13 protein-coding genes are annotated in these 15,834 nt (G+C 69.4%); 3 read left to right on the forward strand and 10 right to left on the reverse strand.

Going from position 1 to position 15,834, the window contains the following annotated elements; translation table 11 throughout:
- Positions 1 to 44: 44 nt before the first annotated feature.
- From AC1DCT_RS02480 to AC1DCT_RS02510, 7 genes are all read right to left on the reverse strand, one after another.
- On the reverse strand, positions 45 to 869 hold the full coding sequence (locus AC1DCT_RS02480) for a shikimate dehydrogenase family protein (protein WP_441975936.1): 825 nt from the start codon (positions 867 to 869) through the stop codon (positions 45 to 47).
- Between the two features lies 1 nt (position 870).
- Entirely contained in the window at positions 871 to 2,220 is a 1,350-nt protein-coding gene (gene mltG / locus AC1DCT_RS02485; protein ID WP_440731791.1) for an endolytic transglycosylase MltG, read from the reverse strand.
- 1 nt (position 2,221) lies between these two features.
- A complete protein-coding gene (gene ruvX, locus AC1DCT_RS02490; protein ID WP_440731792.1) occupies positions 2,222 to 2,695 on the reverse strand; it encodes a Holliday junction resolvase RuvX in 474 nt (157 codons plus the stop codon).
- Positions 2,692 to 5,352: an alanine--tRNA ligase gene (gene alaS / locus AC1DCT_RS02495; protein ID WP_441975938.1), complete on the reverse strand. Its 2,661-nt coding sequence runs from the start codon at positions 5,350 to 5,352 to the stop codon at positions 2,692 to 2,694. The genes ruvX and alaS overlap by 4 nt, the downstream gene beginning before the upstream one ends.
- 68 nt (positions 5,353 to 5,420) lie before the next feature.
- Positions 5,421 to 5,612 (reverse strand): hypothetical protein, encoded by a 192-nt coding sequence (locus tag AC1DCT_RS02500; protein WP_440731794.1) that lies wholly within the window; start codon positions 5,610 to 5,612, stop codon positions 5,421 to 5,423.
- 142 nt (positions 5,613 to 5,754) lie between these two features.
- Positions 5,755 to 6,384: a 30S ribosomal protein S4 gene (rpsD, locus tag AC1DCT_RS02505; RefSeq protein WP_440731795.1), complete on the reverse strand. Its 630-nt coding sequence runs from the start codon at positions 6,382 to 6,384 to the stop codon at positions 5,755 to 5,757.
- 216 nt (positions 6,385 to 6,600) lie between these two features.
- A complete protein-coding gene (locus AC1DCT_RS02510) occupies positions 6,601 to 7,938 on the reverse strand; it encodes a replication-associated recombination protein A (protein WP_477427278.1) in 1,338 nt (445 codons plus the stop codon).
- Positions 7,939 to 8,061: 123 nt separating this feature from the next.
- On the opposite strand from AC1DCT_RS02510, the gene AC1DCT_RS02515 reads away from it, so the two are divergent.
- The 3 genes from AC1DCT_RS02515 to AC1DCT_RS02525 all read left to right on the forward strand — a co-directional run bounded on the left by AC1DCT_RS02515 (position 8,062) and on the right by AC1DCT_RS02525 (position 10,720).
- Positions 8,062 to 8,361, forward strand: a complete 300-nt coding sequence (locus AC1DCT_RS02515; protein WP_441975940.1) for a hypothetical protein — start codon at positions 8,062 to 8,064, stop codon at positions 8,359 to 8,361.
- Between the two features lie 87 nt (positions 8,362 to 8,448).
- The gene (locus tag AC1DCT_RS02520) at positions 8,449 to 10,065 is read left to right on the forward strand and encodes a DUF349 domain-containing protein (RefSeq protein ID WP_477427280.1); all 1,617 of its coding nucleotides are present in this window, start codon (positions 8,449 to 8,451) and stop codon (positions 10,063 to 10,065) included.
- A 91-nt stretch (positions 10,066 to 10,156) separates the two neighbouring features.
- Positions 10,157 to 10,720 carry a type IV toxin-antitoxin system AbiEi family antitoxin gene (locus AC1DCT_RS02525; RefSeq protein ID WP_477229072.1) on the forward strand — a complete coding sequence of 188 codons (564 nt, stop codon included), beginning with the start codon at positions 10,157 to 10,159 and terminating at the stop codon, positions 10,718 to 10,720.
- Positions 10,721 to 10,756: 36 nt separating this feature from the next.
- Here the strand turns inward: AC1DCT_RS02525 and AC1DCT_RS02530 are convergent, their stop codons facing one another.
- From AC1DCT_RS02530 to secD, 3 genes are read right to left on the reverse strand one after another with little or no spacing between them, the layout of a single operon-like run.
- Positions 10,757 to 13,015 (reverse strand): RelA/SpoT family protein, encoded by a 2,259-nt coding sequence (locus AC1DCT_RS02530; protein WP_440731800.1) that lies wholly within the window; start codon positions 13,013 to 13,015, stop codon positions 10,757 to 10,759.
- 56 nt (positions 13,016 to 13,071) lie between these two features.
- Positions 13,072 to 14,073 carry a protein translocase subunit SecF gene (gene secF / locus AC1DCT_RS02535; protein WP_441975943.1) on the reverse strand — a complete coding sequence of 334 codons (1,002 nt, stop codon included), beginning with the start codon at positions 14,071 to 14,073 and terminating at the stop codon, positions 13,072 to 13,074.
- Entirely contained in the window at positions 14,073 to 15,800 is a 1,728-nt protein-coding gene (gene secD / locus AC1DCT_RS02540; protein ID WP_441975944.1) for a protein translocase subunit SecD, read from the reverse strand. The genes secF and secD overlap by 1 nt, the downstream gene beginning before the upstream one ends.
- Between the last annotated feature and the right edge of the window lie 34 nt (positions 15,801 to 15,834).

Here is a 15,834-nt window from a genome sequence, read left to right on the forward strand (position 1 = left end):
CATGCGTTCAGAGCGCGACCGGCCGGATGACTTCCGTGTGCGCGTCAGCGCAGAGCCGCCCGCATGACGCCGAGCACGGCGGGCTCGTCCGGCAGCGCTGCATCCGGTGCACCATTGAGGAAGATCCGGATCTGGGCGACCGCCTGGTGCAGCAGCATCTCCAGTCCGGTCAGCACCGGCGCATCGGTCCACGCCTGTGCGAGCGGGGTCGGCCACGGCGCGTACGCGGCGGAGAACAGCGCGCCGCCCTCTCGCGCGAGCACCGTCATCACGTCATCCGGCAGCGCCGCGCTGCCGGGCAGAGTCGAGACGGTCAGATCCACCGACGGCGGCGGCGAGCCGGATCCGAGCTCATTCGTGGTCGCTTTCAGGCCGATGCGCTGGGCGAAACCGGCGAGCTCCTCGGCCTGCTCCGGTCGCCGCGTCCGCAGCTCGACCTCATCGACGCCCAGGCGCAACAGTGACACCAGAGCCGACCGGGCCGTCGCTCCCCCGCCGAGCACGCGCGCGGTGCGCACCTGCGCGAGACCTGCCGCCAGGAGCGCGGAGGTGAGCCCGCCGACGTCGGTGTTGAAGCCGTGGATCTCCTCGCCCAGCAGCAGCGTGTTCACGGCGCCGGTGAGGCGGGCGTCGTCGTCGAGGGCGTGGGCGCGTGCATGGGCCCGCTCCTTCAGCGGCATCGTCAGTGAGAGTCCGCGCCAGGTCGCGTCGAGGGAGTCCAGGGCCTCGTCGAAGCCCGCCTCATCCACTTGGCGACGGCCGTACTCCCAATCCAGTCCGAGCAACCGGTAGGCGGCGTTGTGCAGATCGGGAGAGCGGCTGTGGTCGATCGGATCCCCCCAGACGGCCAGCCGTGACGGAGAGGTCACGTCAGCATCCGGAGTCGGGGTTGGCCTTGCACCAGTCCTGCCACTGCTTGACCGCGGCCTCGTGCTCGGCGTAGGTCGTCGAGAACACCGTCTCGCCCGTGTCCAGGTTGACGGTGACGAAGTACAGCCAGGGTCCGTCCGCGGGGTGCATGGCGGCGTCGATCGCCTTGTCGCCCGGATTGGCGATGGGGGTCTTCGGCAGCCCGTCGATCACATACGTGTTCCACGGGTTGTCATCGGTCTGCGCCTCGTCGGAGGTGCTGGCCGAGCCGCTGTGCAGTTCGCCGTAGCCGTACTGCGCGGTGGAGTCCATCTGCAGCTTCATGCCCTGATCCAGGCGGTTCTGGATCACCCGCGAGACCTTGTAGAAGTCCGCCTCGGCACGAGCCTCGCGCTGGATGATCGACGCGATCGTGAGCACGCGCTGCTCGTCGCTCGCGGGGACGGCCGCGGAGGCGAGCGAGTCCCTGGTGCGCTTCACCATCGTGGCGACGATGTCCTTCGCGGTTGCTCCGGGGCCGAACTCGTAGAGAGCGGGGAAGAGCCAGCCCTCCAGCGACGGGGCGTTCACCCCGTAGTCAGCCGGACTCTGCACGGCCGCCTGGAGATCTGCCAGCGGCACATCCACGCTCTTCGAGATCCGTTCCACGGTCTCGGCGACGGTGTATCCCTCGGGGATCACCGCGGAGTTCTGCATCTTGTTCTTCGGGTCGTTGAGCGCCTTGAGCGCGGCGGCGGCGGTCATCTTCTGCTGCAGCTTGTAGACGCCCGGATAGAACGTGTTGACGATGTTCTCCTTCACCATCATGGTGTAGAACACGTCGGAGGTCTTCGTGACGCCGGCCCGGTAGAGCGCCTCGGACACCTGGTGCCCGCCGTCGCCCTTGTTGATGGTGACGAGCGCATTGCCGGTGGCCTGACCCGCTTCATAGTCCTTCGACGGGCCCCAGCCCATGACCTCGCTGATCTTGTCGCCGTAGGCGTTCCAGACCCAGAGCCCACCGCCTGCGGCGCCGGCGACCAGCACGAACACCACGAGCAGGGCCACCAAACAGCCGCGCCGCTTCTTCCGCTTCGGCGCGACGGGCGGCTCGGCCTCATGGCGGAACAGCGCCTCGAGCGTCGAATGGGTCTCGTCGTGCCGTTCCGCGGGGGTCCCGGTGCCCTCGTCGGAGGCTGCCGGCGTGGACGGGGAGGACGCGGCCGCGCGGGCCGCACGACGGGAACCGGGAACCGCAGGCTGTTCGGCCGGGCGCGGGGTCTGCACCTGCGGATCCGGCAGTGCGCCGAACAGGTCGTGCGAGACGGGGTCGTTCTCCGGCGTGGCGGCCGATGGCGATCGGTCGGACATGTCAGGGGTTCTCCTCGTCGAGGATCAGCGGGGAACCGGCTGGGTTGCCGGTGTTCTTCTCGATGTCGATCGCGTGCTGCAGCAGCACGACGGCGGCGGCCTGGTCGACCACGCCGCGCGAGTTGCGCTGCGTGCGTCCCGAGGCGCGCAGCGCCTGGTGCGCAGTGACCGTGCTCAGGCGCTCGTCGATCAGCCGGACGGCGATCCCGCTGGCACGGCCGAGGGACTCGGCGAACTCGCGGGCGTCGGCGGTCGAGGCGGTGTCCTCACCGCGGAGGTTGATCGGCAGGCCCACGACGAACTCGAGCGGTTCGTATTCGGCGGCGAGTTCCGCGATCCGGCCAACCGCCCCGTCGCCGCGGGGCACGGTCTCCACGGGCACGGCGAGCATGCCGTCAGGATCGCACCGGGCCACGCCGATCCTGGCGCGGCCCACATCGATGCCGAGCCGTACGCCCCGTCGGAACCCGGTCACGCGCGACGCAGCTCCTGCTCGATCGCGGAGAACGCCGCCGGCAGTGCCGCCGCATCGGATCCGCCGCCCTGTGCGACGTCGTCGCGGCCGCCGCCTCCGCCGCCGAGCACGCCGGCCGCGATCTTCGCGAGGGCACCGGCCTTCGCGCCCTGGGCGCGGGCGGCGTCGTTGGCCGCGATGACCACCATGGGCCGGCCGTTCGCCACGCCCGAGATCGCCACGACCGCGGCTGCGGATCCGAACGTGTCTCGCACGCCGGTGGCGATCTCGCGCACCTCGTCCGCGCCGCCGACCTCGCCGAGATCGTGCGCGACGAACTGCAGCGAGCCGAGGGATGTGGCGGTCTGCGCGATCGCCGGGACCCGGCCGGCACGTTCTGCGGCCTCGAACTGCGCGATCCGCTTCTCCGCCGCCTTCAGCTGCGCGGCCAGATCCGTCACGCGCTCGGTGAGCTGGTCGCGCGGCGTCTTCAGCGCAGAGGTGAGCTGTGACACGAGGGCGCGCTCGGCGGCGAACTCGCGGAACGCGTCCGCGCCGACGAGAGCCTCCACACGGCGGTTCGATGCGCCGACCGACGACTCGCCGACGAGATTGATGAGTCCGATCTCAGCGCTCGAGGACACGTGCGTGCCGGCGCACAGCTCCCGCGACCAGGGGCCGCCGATATCCACCATGCGCACGGTCGAGCCGTACTTCTCGCCGAACAGGGCCATCGCGCCGGCGGCCTTGGCGTCGTCCAGGGACATGATCCGCGTGGTGACCTCGAGCCCGTCCTGCACGGCGCGGTTCGCGATCTCCTCGATCTCGGTCTTGGTGTCTGCGGAGAGCGCCTGTCCCCAGGAGAAGTCGAACCGCAGGTAGCCGGCGCGGTTCAGGGATCCGGCCTGAGTGGCGGTCTTGCCGAGGGTGTCGCGCAGGGCCGCATGCACGAGGTGCGTGGCGGAGTGCGCCTGACGGGCGGCTCGGCGGTTGGCGGCATCCACGCTCGTCGTCGCGGGCGCATCGACGGACACCACGCCCGTGGTCACCTCGACGGTGTGGCTGATCAGCCCCGGAACGGGACGCTGGACGTCCAGCACCTCGAGTGCGTAGCCGGGCCCGGTGATGACGCCCTTGTCGGCGACCTGGCCGCCCGACTCGGCGTACAGCGTGGTCTCGGCGAGGACGACCTCGGCCACTTGGCCCTCTGCGGCGCTGCGCACGGGCTGGCCGTCGACGAGGATGCCGAGCACGCTCGAGCTGGTCTCGAGCTCGTCATAGCCGAGGAACGCGGTCTCACCCTTCGCGCGCAGGTCGCCGTAGACGGACACGTCGGCGATCTGCCGCTTGCGATTGCGTGCGTCGGCCTTGGCGCGGGAGCGCTGCTCCTGCATGAGCGAGTCGAACGCGGCGCGGTCGACGTTCAGGCCCGCTTCCTCGGCGATCTCGAGAGTGAGGTCGATCGGGAAGCCGTAGGTGTCGTGCAGCAGGAACGCCTCGGAGCCCTTCAGCGTCTCGGATCCGGCCTTCTTCGTGTCGGCGAGGGCGAGGTCGAGGATCGTGGATCCGGCGTCCAGCGTGCGGCGGAACGTCTCCTCCTCCGCGTCCGCGGCGGCCGAGAGCTGCGCCCAGTCCTGCTCGAGGATCGGGTAGGCGCTCTTCATGGCGTCCTTGGACACCGCGAACAGCTCGGGGAACACCGGCTCGTCGACGCCGAGCAGACGCATGGAGCGGACCGTGCGGCGCATGAGCCGGCGGAGGATGTAGCCGCGGCCCTCGTTCGACGGTCGCACGCCGTCGGAGAGCAGCATGAGCGCGGAGCGCACGTGGTCGGCGACGACGCGGAAGCGGACGTCGTCGGCGTGATCGGCGCCGTAGCGGCGGCCGGAGAGCTCGACGGCGCGGTCCAGCACGGGGCGCACCTGGTCGGTCTCGTACATGTTCTCGACGCCCTGCTTGAGGAAGGCGACGCGCTCGAGCCCCATGCCGGTGTCGATGTTCTTCATGGGCAGCTCGCCCACGATGTCGAACTCGGTCTTGCCGCGGATGTTCTCGATGAAGTCCTGCATGAACACGAGGTTCCAGATCTCCAGGAACCGGTTGTCGTCTGCGGCCGGTCCCCCGTCCTGGCCGTACGCCGGTCCGCGGTCGAAGAAGATCTCGCTGTCGGGGCCGCCGGGGCCGGGCTGACCCGTGTTCCAGTAGTTGTCCGCACGGCCGAGGCGCTGGATGCGCTCCGGCTTCAGGCCGATGACGTCGCGCCAGATCGCCTCGGCCTCGTCGTCCGTCTCGAAGACCGTGACCCAGAGGTCCTTCTCATCGAAGCCCAGGCCGCCGTCGCTCTCGGAGCCGGTCAGCAGCTCCCAGGCGTACCGGATCGCGCCTTCCTTGAAGTAGTCGCCGAACGACCAGTTGCCGAGCATCTGGAAGAAGGTGCCGTGCCGGGCCGTGCGGCCGACCTCTTCGATGTCGTTGGTGCGGATGCACTTCTGCAGGTCGGCGATGCGCGGGTGCGGTGCGGGGACCACGCCGGTGAGGTAGGGGATCATCGGCACCATGCCGGCCACGGTGAACAGCAGCGAGGGGTCGTCGCTGACCAGTGACGCCGAGGGGACGATCAGGTGATCGTTCTTCTCGAAGTAGCTCAGGTAGCGCTGCGCGATCTCCGCGGTCTTCATGCTCGTCGAGGGGTCCTTGCTGTCAGGGCGCGCCGGAGCGCAGGTTTCGGGAGAGGGAGCGATCCGCGTCAGTCCGCGGCGCCGTCCTGAGTGAGGCGCGCCTCCTCGGCGTGGAAAGCGCCGGCGAGGATCCCGGTGAACTCGTTGATCCGGTCGTCGACGGCCGCCAGCACGTCGTGTCCTCGCGGATCCTTGTTCATGAAGTGCGCGGCGACGAAGCCGCCGATCACGCCGATGAGGAACCACAGCAGGGTCTTCATGTCACCACCTCCGGTTCGGGCCCGCTCGTCACAACGCTCTCCATCGTATGCGCAAACGCGAAGGAGGCGCCGGGGATACCCCCGACGCCTCCTCGGCGTGTTCGCAGAGTTCGCTGAACTCCGAGAGCAGAGTCGCTGCGGATCAGCGAGCCGCGTAGTACTCGACGACCAGCTGCACGTCACAGGTCACGGGGACCTCGGCGCGCTTGGGACGACGGACCAGACGGGCCTCCAGCTTGTCGAGCTCGACCTCGAGGTAGCCCGGAACCGGGGGCAGGACGTCGGCGTGACCGCCGGCGGCCGCCACCTGGAAGGGCTCGAGGCCCTCGCTCTTGGGCTTGACGTGGATGAGCTGACCCGGCTTCACGCGGAAGGACGGGCGGTCGACGAGCTGGCCGTCGACGAGGATGTGACGGTGCACGACGAGCTGACGCGCCTGCGCGGTGGTGCGCGCGAAACCGGCGCGGACCACGAGTGCGTCCAGACGCATCTCGAGCTGCTCGACGAGGTTCTCACCCGTCAGGCCGTCCTTGCGACGGGCCTCGTTGAACTGGATGACCAGCTGCTTCTCGCGGATGCCGTACTGCTCGCGGAGACGCTGCTTCTCGCGCAGACGGACGGCGTAGTCGCTGTCCTGCTTGCGCTTGGTGCGGCCGTGCTCACCGGGAGCGTAGGGACGCTTCTCGAGGTACTTGGCCGCCTTCGGGGTGAGGGCGATGCCGAGTGCACGGGACAGGCGGACCTTGCGGCGGTCCTGGGACTTCGTGACCACGAAGTGTTCCTTTCGATACGCGGCCGTGTCGATCACGGCTCGCGGACGTATCGTCTCGATTCCGCCCCTCACGAGCGCACGCCGGGGCGGACGAGAGGGTGGTGCAGGAGTGGAGAGATGCCCGAAAACACGGTTTCGAGCCGATCCATGCTATCAGATCAGGCCTGAGCGCCTGTCGCAGTGGCTCTGAGTGCGACGACTTGTGCCACGCCCCGCCTACGCCTCCCCCAGGATCCTCCTGATGCGCTCGAGCCGCGCCTGCACCTCGCGCTCTCCGCCGAGCGCCTTGGGCTGATAGTAGCGGCGCCCCTGCAGCTCGTCAGGGAGATACTGCTGCGGCACGATGCCGGCGTCGCTGTCATGCGGATAGCGGTAGCCCTTGCCGTGTCCCAGGCGCTTGGCGCCCGGATAGTGCGCGTCGCGCAGATGCACGGGTACTCGCCCGAACCCACCCGCACGGATATCCGCGATCGCCGCGTCGATGGCCAGGTACGCGGCGTTCGACTTCGCCGTGGTCGCGAGGTAGATCGTCGCCTCGGCGAGCGGGATCCTGCCCTCCGGCATGCCGATGAAGGCGACGGCATCGGCCGCCGCCGCGGCGATCACGAGCGCTTGCGGGTCCGCGAGGCCGATGTCCTCCGACGCCGAGATGACCAGACGCCGCGCGATGAAGCGCGGGTCCTCGCCCGCCTCGATCATCCGGGCGAGATAGTGCACGGCGGCATCGACGTCGGATCCTCGGATCGACTTGATGAACGCGCTGATGACGTCGTAGTGCTCGTCGCCCTGGCGGTCGTACCGAAGCAGCGCGCGATCCACAGCCTGCGCGACGTCGTCGTCGGTGACGGTCGGCGTCTCGTCCTCGGTGAGGCGATCCGGCGATGCCGCGACGGCCGCCGCAGCCTCGAGTCCGGTGAGCGCCCGCCGCGCGTCGCCCGAAGCGAGCCGGATCAGGGCGGCCCGCGCGGAGTCGTCCAGCGCCGCGCGCCCGCTCAGCCCACGCGGATCGGACACGGCCCGGTCGATCAGAAGGCCGATGTCCTCATCGGTGAGGGGCTGCAGCGTGAGCAGCAGCGATCGCGACAGCAGCGGGGAGATCACCGAGAACGACGGGTTCTCCGTGGTCGCCGCGATGAGGATGACCCAGCCGTTCTCCACGCCCGGCAGCAGGGCGTCCTGCTGCGCCTTCGTGAAGCGGTGGATCTCGTCGAGGAACAGGATGGTCGACTGGCCGTAGAGGTCGCGCTGGTTGAGCGCCTCTTGCATGACCTCGCGCACGTCCTTCACCCCCGCTGTGATCGCCGACAGCTCCACGAAGCGCCGCCCTGACGAGCGCGCGATGGCCTGCGCGAGGGTGGTCTTGCCCGTGCCGGGCGGGCCCCACAGGATCATCGAGACGCCCGACGCGGTCTTCGCCGCGGGATCCGCGAGCGCCACGATCGGCGAACCCGGCCGCAGCAGGTGCTGCTGCCCGGCGACCTCGTCGAGCGAGATCGGACGCATCCGCACGGCGAGCGGCGTCTGGCCGCTCATCAGCGGTGCTGCAGGAGTCATGCGGTCAAGGCTAACGTCGTGCACCGACACGGGGACGCGCGGCACCCCTGCGAAGTCTCGCGTCGCACGGCGCGCCGAGGCGCACGCGATATAAGCTCGGTCCTCGACATCCAGGGAGGATCCATGGCCGCTCGCCGCCCGACGAACGCCCGCGATCAGCGCGCTCGCACGCAGCAGGAGCGCGCGCGCCTGCACGCCGCACGCCAGGGCCTGCACGCCGCGAGCGTCCGGCGCAGAGTGCGTGACAACACCGTCGCCGTGGTCGTGGGAGCCGTCATCGTGATCGGCGCGATCGTGAGCCAGGTCGTGCATGCGGAGGCGACCGCGCCCGCCCCGTCCCCCTCTCCGACGGTCAGCCCGACGGCGGCTCCGAGCTCCGTTCCCGCGCCTGCCCCGACGGCGACGGAGACCCCGGCCGGCTGAGCGGCAGCCCTCTCGCGCCCCGCCCCGGCGTACTAGGCTGGCCCTGTCCTTTCCGCCTCCCGCGGCATGCCGCGCAAGGAGTTCACCGTGTCCACCGAAGAGCACACCCCCGAAAACCCGACGTCCGCCGAGCAGACCTCGCAGACCGACGCCGAGAACGCCACGACGCCCGTCGCCGACGCAGCCGAGGCCCCGACCGCGGAATCGCCCGAGGTCGCCGCGGCACCCGTCGAGAGCGCCGACGCCGAAACTGCTGCACCGGTCGAGGACGCCAGGCCTGTCGAGGAGTCCGCGCCTGCCGAGCAGACCGGTGAGGAAGCTTCCGCTCCGGCCCCTGCCGTCGAAGCGCGCCCCTCGGTCCCGGCTCCGCGTCCGCCGGCGATGCCCCGGCCTCCGGCCATGCCCCGGCCCCCCGCCTCGGCGATCCGCCCCGCCGTGCCGGTGGCGCCCGTCGTCCCGGCACCGGTGAGCACCAGCGACGCGGCCGAATGGGGTCGCGTCACCGAGGACGGGACGGTGTCCGTTCGCGAAGGCGATGAGTGGCGCGAGGTCGGGCAGTACCCCGACGGGACCCCGGCCGAGGCGCTCGCCTACTTCGTGCGCAAGTTCGAGGATCTGGCCTTCAAGGTGAACACCCTGGAGCAGCGGGTGCAGGCCGGCGGGTCCGGCGCCACGGATCTCGCCAAGCAGGCGCAGCACCTCGTCACCGAGGTCACCGACGCAGCTGCGGTCGGCGACCTCGCGAACCTCCGTGCCCGCCTCGACGCGCTGACCGGATCCCTCGCCGACGCCTCTGCGGCAGAGGCGGCCGAGACCAAGGCCGCCGTCGACGCGGCCATCGCCGAGCGCACCGCTCTCGTGGAGCGTTCCGAGGCGATCGCCGCGCAGGACCTCTCCTCCGTCCAGTGGAAGAAGGTCACCGAGGAGATGGGCGCGCTGTTCGACGCGTGGCAGAGCCACCAGCAGAACGGCCCGCGCCTCCCGAAGGGTGCGGCGAATCAGCTCTGGAAGCGATTCCGCGATGCTCGCGCGACGGTTGACCGTCAGCGCCGGGCCTTCTACGCCGAGCTCGACGAGACCCACAAGACCGCGCGCGACCGCAAGTCGCGCCTGGTCGAGCGCGCCGAGGCCCTGGCGCCCAAGGGCGTGGACGGGATTCCCGCCTACCGCAGTCTTCTCGACGAGTGGAAGGCCGCCGGTCGTGCGGGGCGCAAGGCCGACGACGCGCTGTGGGCGCGGTTCAAGGCCGCGGGTGACGCGCTCTACTCAGCGCGCGCCGAGCAGGCGGCAGCGACCGAGGCGGAGTCCGCTCCCCGTATCGAGGCGCGCACCGCGCTGCTCGAAGAGGCCAAGGCCGTCGCTGACGAGCCGAACCTCGCCAAGGCGCGAGCCATGCTGACCCGCATCCAGCGCCAGTGGGATGAGGTCGGACGGATCTTCCCGCGCGAGAAGGAGCGTGCCCTGGACGATCGCCTCCGCGTCATCGAGCAGGAGTTGAAGTCGCGTGAGGACGTCGATTGGAAGCGCAACAACCCCGAGACGAAGGCCCGCGCCGGCGCGATGAGCGATCAGCTCCAGCAGGCCATCGCCAAGCTCGAGGCCGAGCGCGACGCCGCGGAGCAGTCCGGCAACGCCAAGGCGCTCAAGGAGGCGACCGAGGCTCTCGAGGCCCGACGCGCCTGGCTGAACGCTCTCGGGGGCTGAACGACGACACGCACCCCGCATTCGCGGGAGTTGTCCACAGGGCGGGGTTCTCCGGATCCCCGCCCTGTGTCGTGTACCGCACACTGGAGGCATGCGCGGCGCGTTCCTGCACCTCCCCGGAGATCGGCTCTCCCTGCCCGAACTCGCGGCAGCGCGCCTGGATGGGGATGTGGTCGAGCTCGGCGAGGCATACGCTCCGGCGGACCTCGTCGAGACGGCCGCTCTCCGGGCCGCTTCACTGGCCTCCCTCGTCGCGGGGCTGCACGGTGCCGCGTTCGCCGGCATGACCGCAGCGTGGATCCATGGCGCTGGGGATTCCCCACCGGATCCGCACGAGTTGCAGAGCGCGACCGGCCGCCGGCTGCGCGCCCCCACGACGCGACGGATCATCGTGCATGATCCGGTGCTGGACCCTTCGGACGTGCAGCACCTCGGCGGCCACGCGGTGACGACCCCGGAGCGCACACTCATCGACCTGCTGCGCTGGCCCGTGACGGTGCCGGAGCGGCATGACTGGGCCCGACTGCTGGTTCTCGCGGATCCGTCGCTCGTCGCCCGCACCGCTGTCCGCCTGGCACGGCTGCACCACGGCCCCGGCTATCACCGCGTCGCACGGTTCCTCTCCGCTTACGGAGCAGAACCGCCGTCCTGCTGAGCGAGACGACCGCGCCTCGGGGCGCGAAGACCTCGCTCAGGACGAGGTGACGCGGTAGACGTCGTAGACGGCGTCGATCCGGCGCACCGCGTTGAGCACGCGGTCGAGGTGCACCGTGTCGCCCATCTCGAAGACGAAGCGGCTGAGCGCCAGGCGATCGTTGGTCGTCTGAACGGTGGCGGAGAGGATGTTCACGTGGTGCTCGCTGAGCACCCTGGTGACGTCGGACAGCAGACCGGAACGGTCCAGCGCCTCCACCTGGATCTGCACCAGGAACACGCTGCGCGTGGTCGGCGCCCATTCGACGTCCACCATCCGGTCCTTCTCGACCGACAGTGCCTTGACGTTCACGCAGTCGGAGCGGTGCACGGACACGCCGCTCCCCCGCGTGACGAAACCGACGATCTCGTCCCCCGGCACCGGGGTGCAGCACTTTGCGAGCTTCACCAGGATGTCGGCCGCGCCGCGCACCAGCACCCCGGAGTCGCCCTCGCGCGGAATGCGGCTGCGTCCCTGGGCGGGGATGTCGATCGCGCCGGTCGAGGTGTCCTCGGTCGTGGAGATGAGCGCGGTGACCTTCTCCAGCACGGACTGGGTGGACACGTGCCCCTCACCGACCGCGGCGTACAGCGCCGAGACGTCCTCATAGCGCAGCTGGTGCGCGACCTCGGTGAACGACTCCTGGCTCATCAGCCGCTGCAGGGGCAGGTTCTGCCGGCGCATCGCACGGGCGATGGCCTCCTTGCCCTGCTCGATCGCCTCCTCGCGGCGCTCCTTCGTGAACCAGCCGCGGATCTTGTTGCGCGCGCGCGTGCTCTTCACGAACGTCAGCCAGTCCTGGCTGGGTCCGGCGTCGGGGTTCTTCGAGGTGAACACCTCGACCACGTCACCGCTGTTCAGCGCGGTCTCCAGCGGCACGAGCCGGCCGTTGACCTTGGCGCCCATCGTGCGGTGGCCGATCTCGGTGTGCACCGCGTAGGCGAAGTCCACTGGCGTCGCACCGGAGGGAAGCCCGATCACGCGGCCCTTCGGCGTGAAGACGTAGACCTCCTTCGCGCCGATCTCGAAGCGCAGCGAGTCGAGGAACTCGCTGGGGTCGGCGGTCTCGGCCTGCCAGTCCGAGATGTGCGCGAGCCAGGTCATGTCCGCGTCGGCGGTGCCCTTGCCCGTGCCGTTCATCCGCTCCTTGTACATCCAGTGCGCGGCCACGCCGAACTCGGCCTGCTGATGCATCTCGTGCGTGCGGATCTGGATCTCCACCGTGCGGCCGCCGGGGCCGATCACCGTGGTGTGCAGCGACTGGTACAGGTTGAACTTCGGGGTGGCGATGTAGTCCTTGAACCGGCCGGGCAGCGGGGTCCATCGGGCGTGGATCGCGCCCAGCACCGCGTAGCAGTCGCGCACCGTGCCGACCAGGACCCTGATGCCGATCAGGTCGTAGATGTCGTCGAACTCGCGGCCCCGCACGACCATCTTCTGGTACACCGAGTAGAGCTGCTTGGGCCGCCCGGCGACCTTCCCGCGCACTCGCAGGTCACGCAGGTCGCTCTCGACCGCGTCGACCACTTCGTGGATGTACTTCTCGCGCTGCGGCGTGCGCTGTTTGATGAGGCTGTCGATCTCGGCGTAGATCTTCGGATGCAGCACCGCGAAGGACAGGTCCTCGAGCTCGGACTTGATCGCCTGGATTCCGAGCCGATGCGCGAGCGGGGCATAGATCTCGAGGGTCTCGGTGGCCTTCTTCGCCGCCTTCTCCGGCGGCACGAAACCCCAGGTGCGGGCGTTGTGCAGGCGGTCAGCGAGCTTGATGATGAGCACCCGGATGTCCTTCGACATCGCGACGATCATCTTGCGAACCGTCTCGGCCTGCGCGCTGTCGCCGTACTTCACCTTGTCGAGCTTGGTGACGCCGTCGACCAGCATGGCGACCTCGTCGCCGAAGGTCGCGGTCAACTCGGTGAGCGCGTAGCCGGTGTCCTCGACCGTGTCGTGCAGCAGGGCGGCCGCGATCGCTCGCGGGCCGAGCCCGAGATCCGCGAGGATCTGCGCCACCGCGAGCGGGTGCGTGATGTACGGCTCGCCGCTTTGTCGCTTCTGCCCCTGGTGCTTCTCCGCCGCGACCGCGTAGGCGCGTTCGATGATCGCGAGATCGCCGCGCGGGTGGTTCTGCCGCACCGTGCGGATGAGGTTGTCGAGGTCGTTGATCCGGGGCGCGCGCGAGAAGATGCGCGGGACGAGCCTGCGCAGACTCGACCCCTGCGCCGACGCCCCAGGCGTCGTGCCGACCTCGCTCATCCGACCTCCAGGCAGATCATCCTACAAGCGCCGGGGACGGCCGGACGCATCGAGGCTCAGACCTCCACCGCGGTGGCCGTGGCGCGCTCCCGCGCCGCGAGCACGCGCTTGTCGTGCTCACGGATCGCCGGCTCGTTCTCCCGGAACAGCGAGTACAACGGTGCCGCGACGAACAGCGTCGAGTAGGCGGCGACGATGATGCCGACGAAGATCGACAGCGAGATGTCGGTGAGGGTCTGCGCGCCGAGCCAGAACGCCCCGATGAACAGGATCGCGCCGACCGGCAAGGCCGCGATGACGGCCGTGTTGATCGATCTGACGAGCGTCTGGTTCACGGCGAGGTTCACGGCCTCGCCGAACGTGCGGGAGGACTTGGCGCCCTCCTCGGTCGTGTTCTCGCGGATCTTGTCGAACACGACCGTGGTGTCGTACAGCGAGTAGGCGAGGATCGTGAGGAAGCCGATCACGGCCGCCGGGGAGATCTCGAACCCGGCCAGCGCGTACACCCCGACCGTGATGATCAGCACGTCGAGCAGACCGAGGATGGACGCCGCCGACATCTTCCAGGTGCGGAAGTAGATCGCGAGGATCAGGAACGTCAGCGCGAGGAAGATCGCAAGGCCCCAGAGCGACTGGCGTGTCACGCCTTCGCCCCAGCTCGGGCCGATGAACGAGGTGTTCACCTTGTCCTCGGCGACGCCGTACGCCTTCGCGAGGGCGGCCGCCACGTCGTGGCTCTCCTGCTCGCTCTTGAGCTGGGCGGTCTGCACCCGGATGTCGCGGTTGTTGACGGTGGTCACCTTCGTGGTGACATTCGGCAGCACCGAGCGCACCGCGGTCGTCGCGATGTCCTGGTTGCGGTTCGCGGGGGCTTCGACCGTGAACTGGGATCCACCGGTGAACTCGATCGAGAACTGCACCGGACGGAACAGCGGCACCAGCGCGGAGCCCACGACGAGCAGGATCGCGATGATGAACCAGAGCCGCCGCTTCCCGACGAACGGGAACGAGGTCTTGCCGGAGTAGAGGTCGTTTCCGAACTCGTTCATGGAGCGCATCAGTCGTTCTCCCCGTTCCGGCTCGCGCCCTGGGACGCTTCGGCAAGAGCCTCCGCGCGCTTTCGTTCGGCGATGGTCTGACGACGCTCCGCCTCGCCACGGGAGCGGCCGGCGCGAGCCGCCTTGCCCTGAGAGCCGGTGGCGACGGCGCGGTACTCGGTGCGTCCGCGGTAGACGGCGCCGAGCGCCTCCGGGTCCATGCCCGAGAGCGGGTGGCCGTTGCCGAAGAAGCGCGTGCGGGCGAGGATCTGCATCACCGGGTGCGTGAACACCACGAAGATCAGCACGTCGATGAGGGTGGTCAGACCCAGCGTGAACGCGAAGCCCTTCACCGTTGCGTCGGCGAGGATGTACAGCACCACGGCGGCGAGGATGTTGATCGACTTCGAGATGTAGATCGTGCGCTTGGCGCGACTCCAGCCGTCCTCCACCGCACCGGTGATGGACTTGCCGTCGCGCAGCTCATCCCTTATTCGTTCGAAGTAGACGATGAAGGAGTCGGCCGTGAATCCGATCGAGACGATCAGACCGGCGACGCCGGCGAGCGAGAGGCGGAAGCCCATCCGCCAGCCCAGGATGCAGATCAGCACGTAGGTGATGACGGCCATCACGGCGATCGACGCGATGATCACGAAACCGAGGGCCCGGTAGCTGAGCAGCGAGTAGATCGCGACGAGGCCGAGACCGATCAGGCCCGCGATGAGGCCGATCTGCAGCTGCTGGGATCCGAGCGTCGCGGAGATGGTGTCGGAGCTCTGCACCGTGAAGCTCAGCGGCAGCGCACCGAACTTGAGCTGGTCGGCGAGGCTCTTCGCCGTCTCCTGGGTGAACGAGCCGCTGATCGAGGGACGCCCGTCGAGGATCACGCCGTTCATGGACGGCGCGGAGATGACGGATCCGTCCAGCACGAACGCGAACTGATTGCGCGGCGTCTGGTTCTGCTGCGTGAACGCGTAGAGGCGCTGGCTGACCTTGCCGAACGCGTCGGTGCCCTTGCCGTCGAAGGTGAGGTTGACCTCCCACTGGGCATTCTGCTGGTTCAGGCCGGCGACGGCGTCCTTGATCGACGTGCCGTCCAGTTCCACCGGACCGAGCAGGTACTTGGCCTGGCCGCTGCTATCGCAGGCGATCAGCGGCTGGTCGGTGGGCTGCTTCGCCGCATCGCGCTTGGTCTTGCAGTCGTATGCGAGGAACTCGGCCTGCAGCTTCGGCGTCACCCACGACATGTCGCTGCCGTCGGTCGGTGACGGCGACGGCGTGGAGGCGAGATCCGGCGCGGGGGTCGGATACGGCGTCGACTTGCCGTCGTCGCCGACGAAGGACGTGGACGGCGCCGTGGCCGCCAGCACGGCACGCAACTCCATCTTCGCGCTGGCCTGAATGCGGTTGCGCGTCGCCTCGTCCGCCTTGCCGGCGATCTGGACGACGATGTTGCGGCCGCCCTCCGTGGTGATGTCCGACTCGCCGACACCCGAGGCGTCCACGCGCTGGCGGATGATCTGCGCCGCCTGATCGAGCTGCTCGGCGTTGGGATCCTTGCCGTCCGCCGTCTGCGCGCTGAGGATGATCTGCGTGCCACCCTGCAGGTCCAGTGCGAGTTGCGGCGACCAGGAGCTCTTGCCGAAGCCGTACACGCCCAGGGCGTTCAGGCCGAAGAGCACGCCGATGGCGATGAGCAGGCCGAGCAGAACCCGCCAGGCGTGCTTGACGGGAGAAGACGATGCCACGAAGGTTCTTCGCTTTCTGAGGGGGACGGTCTGT

The organism is Microbacterium sp. 10L49 (assembly GCF_056395125.1).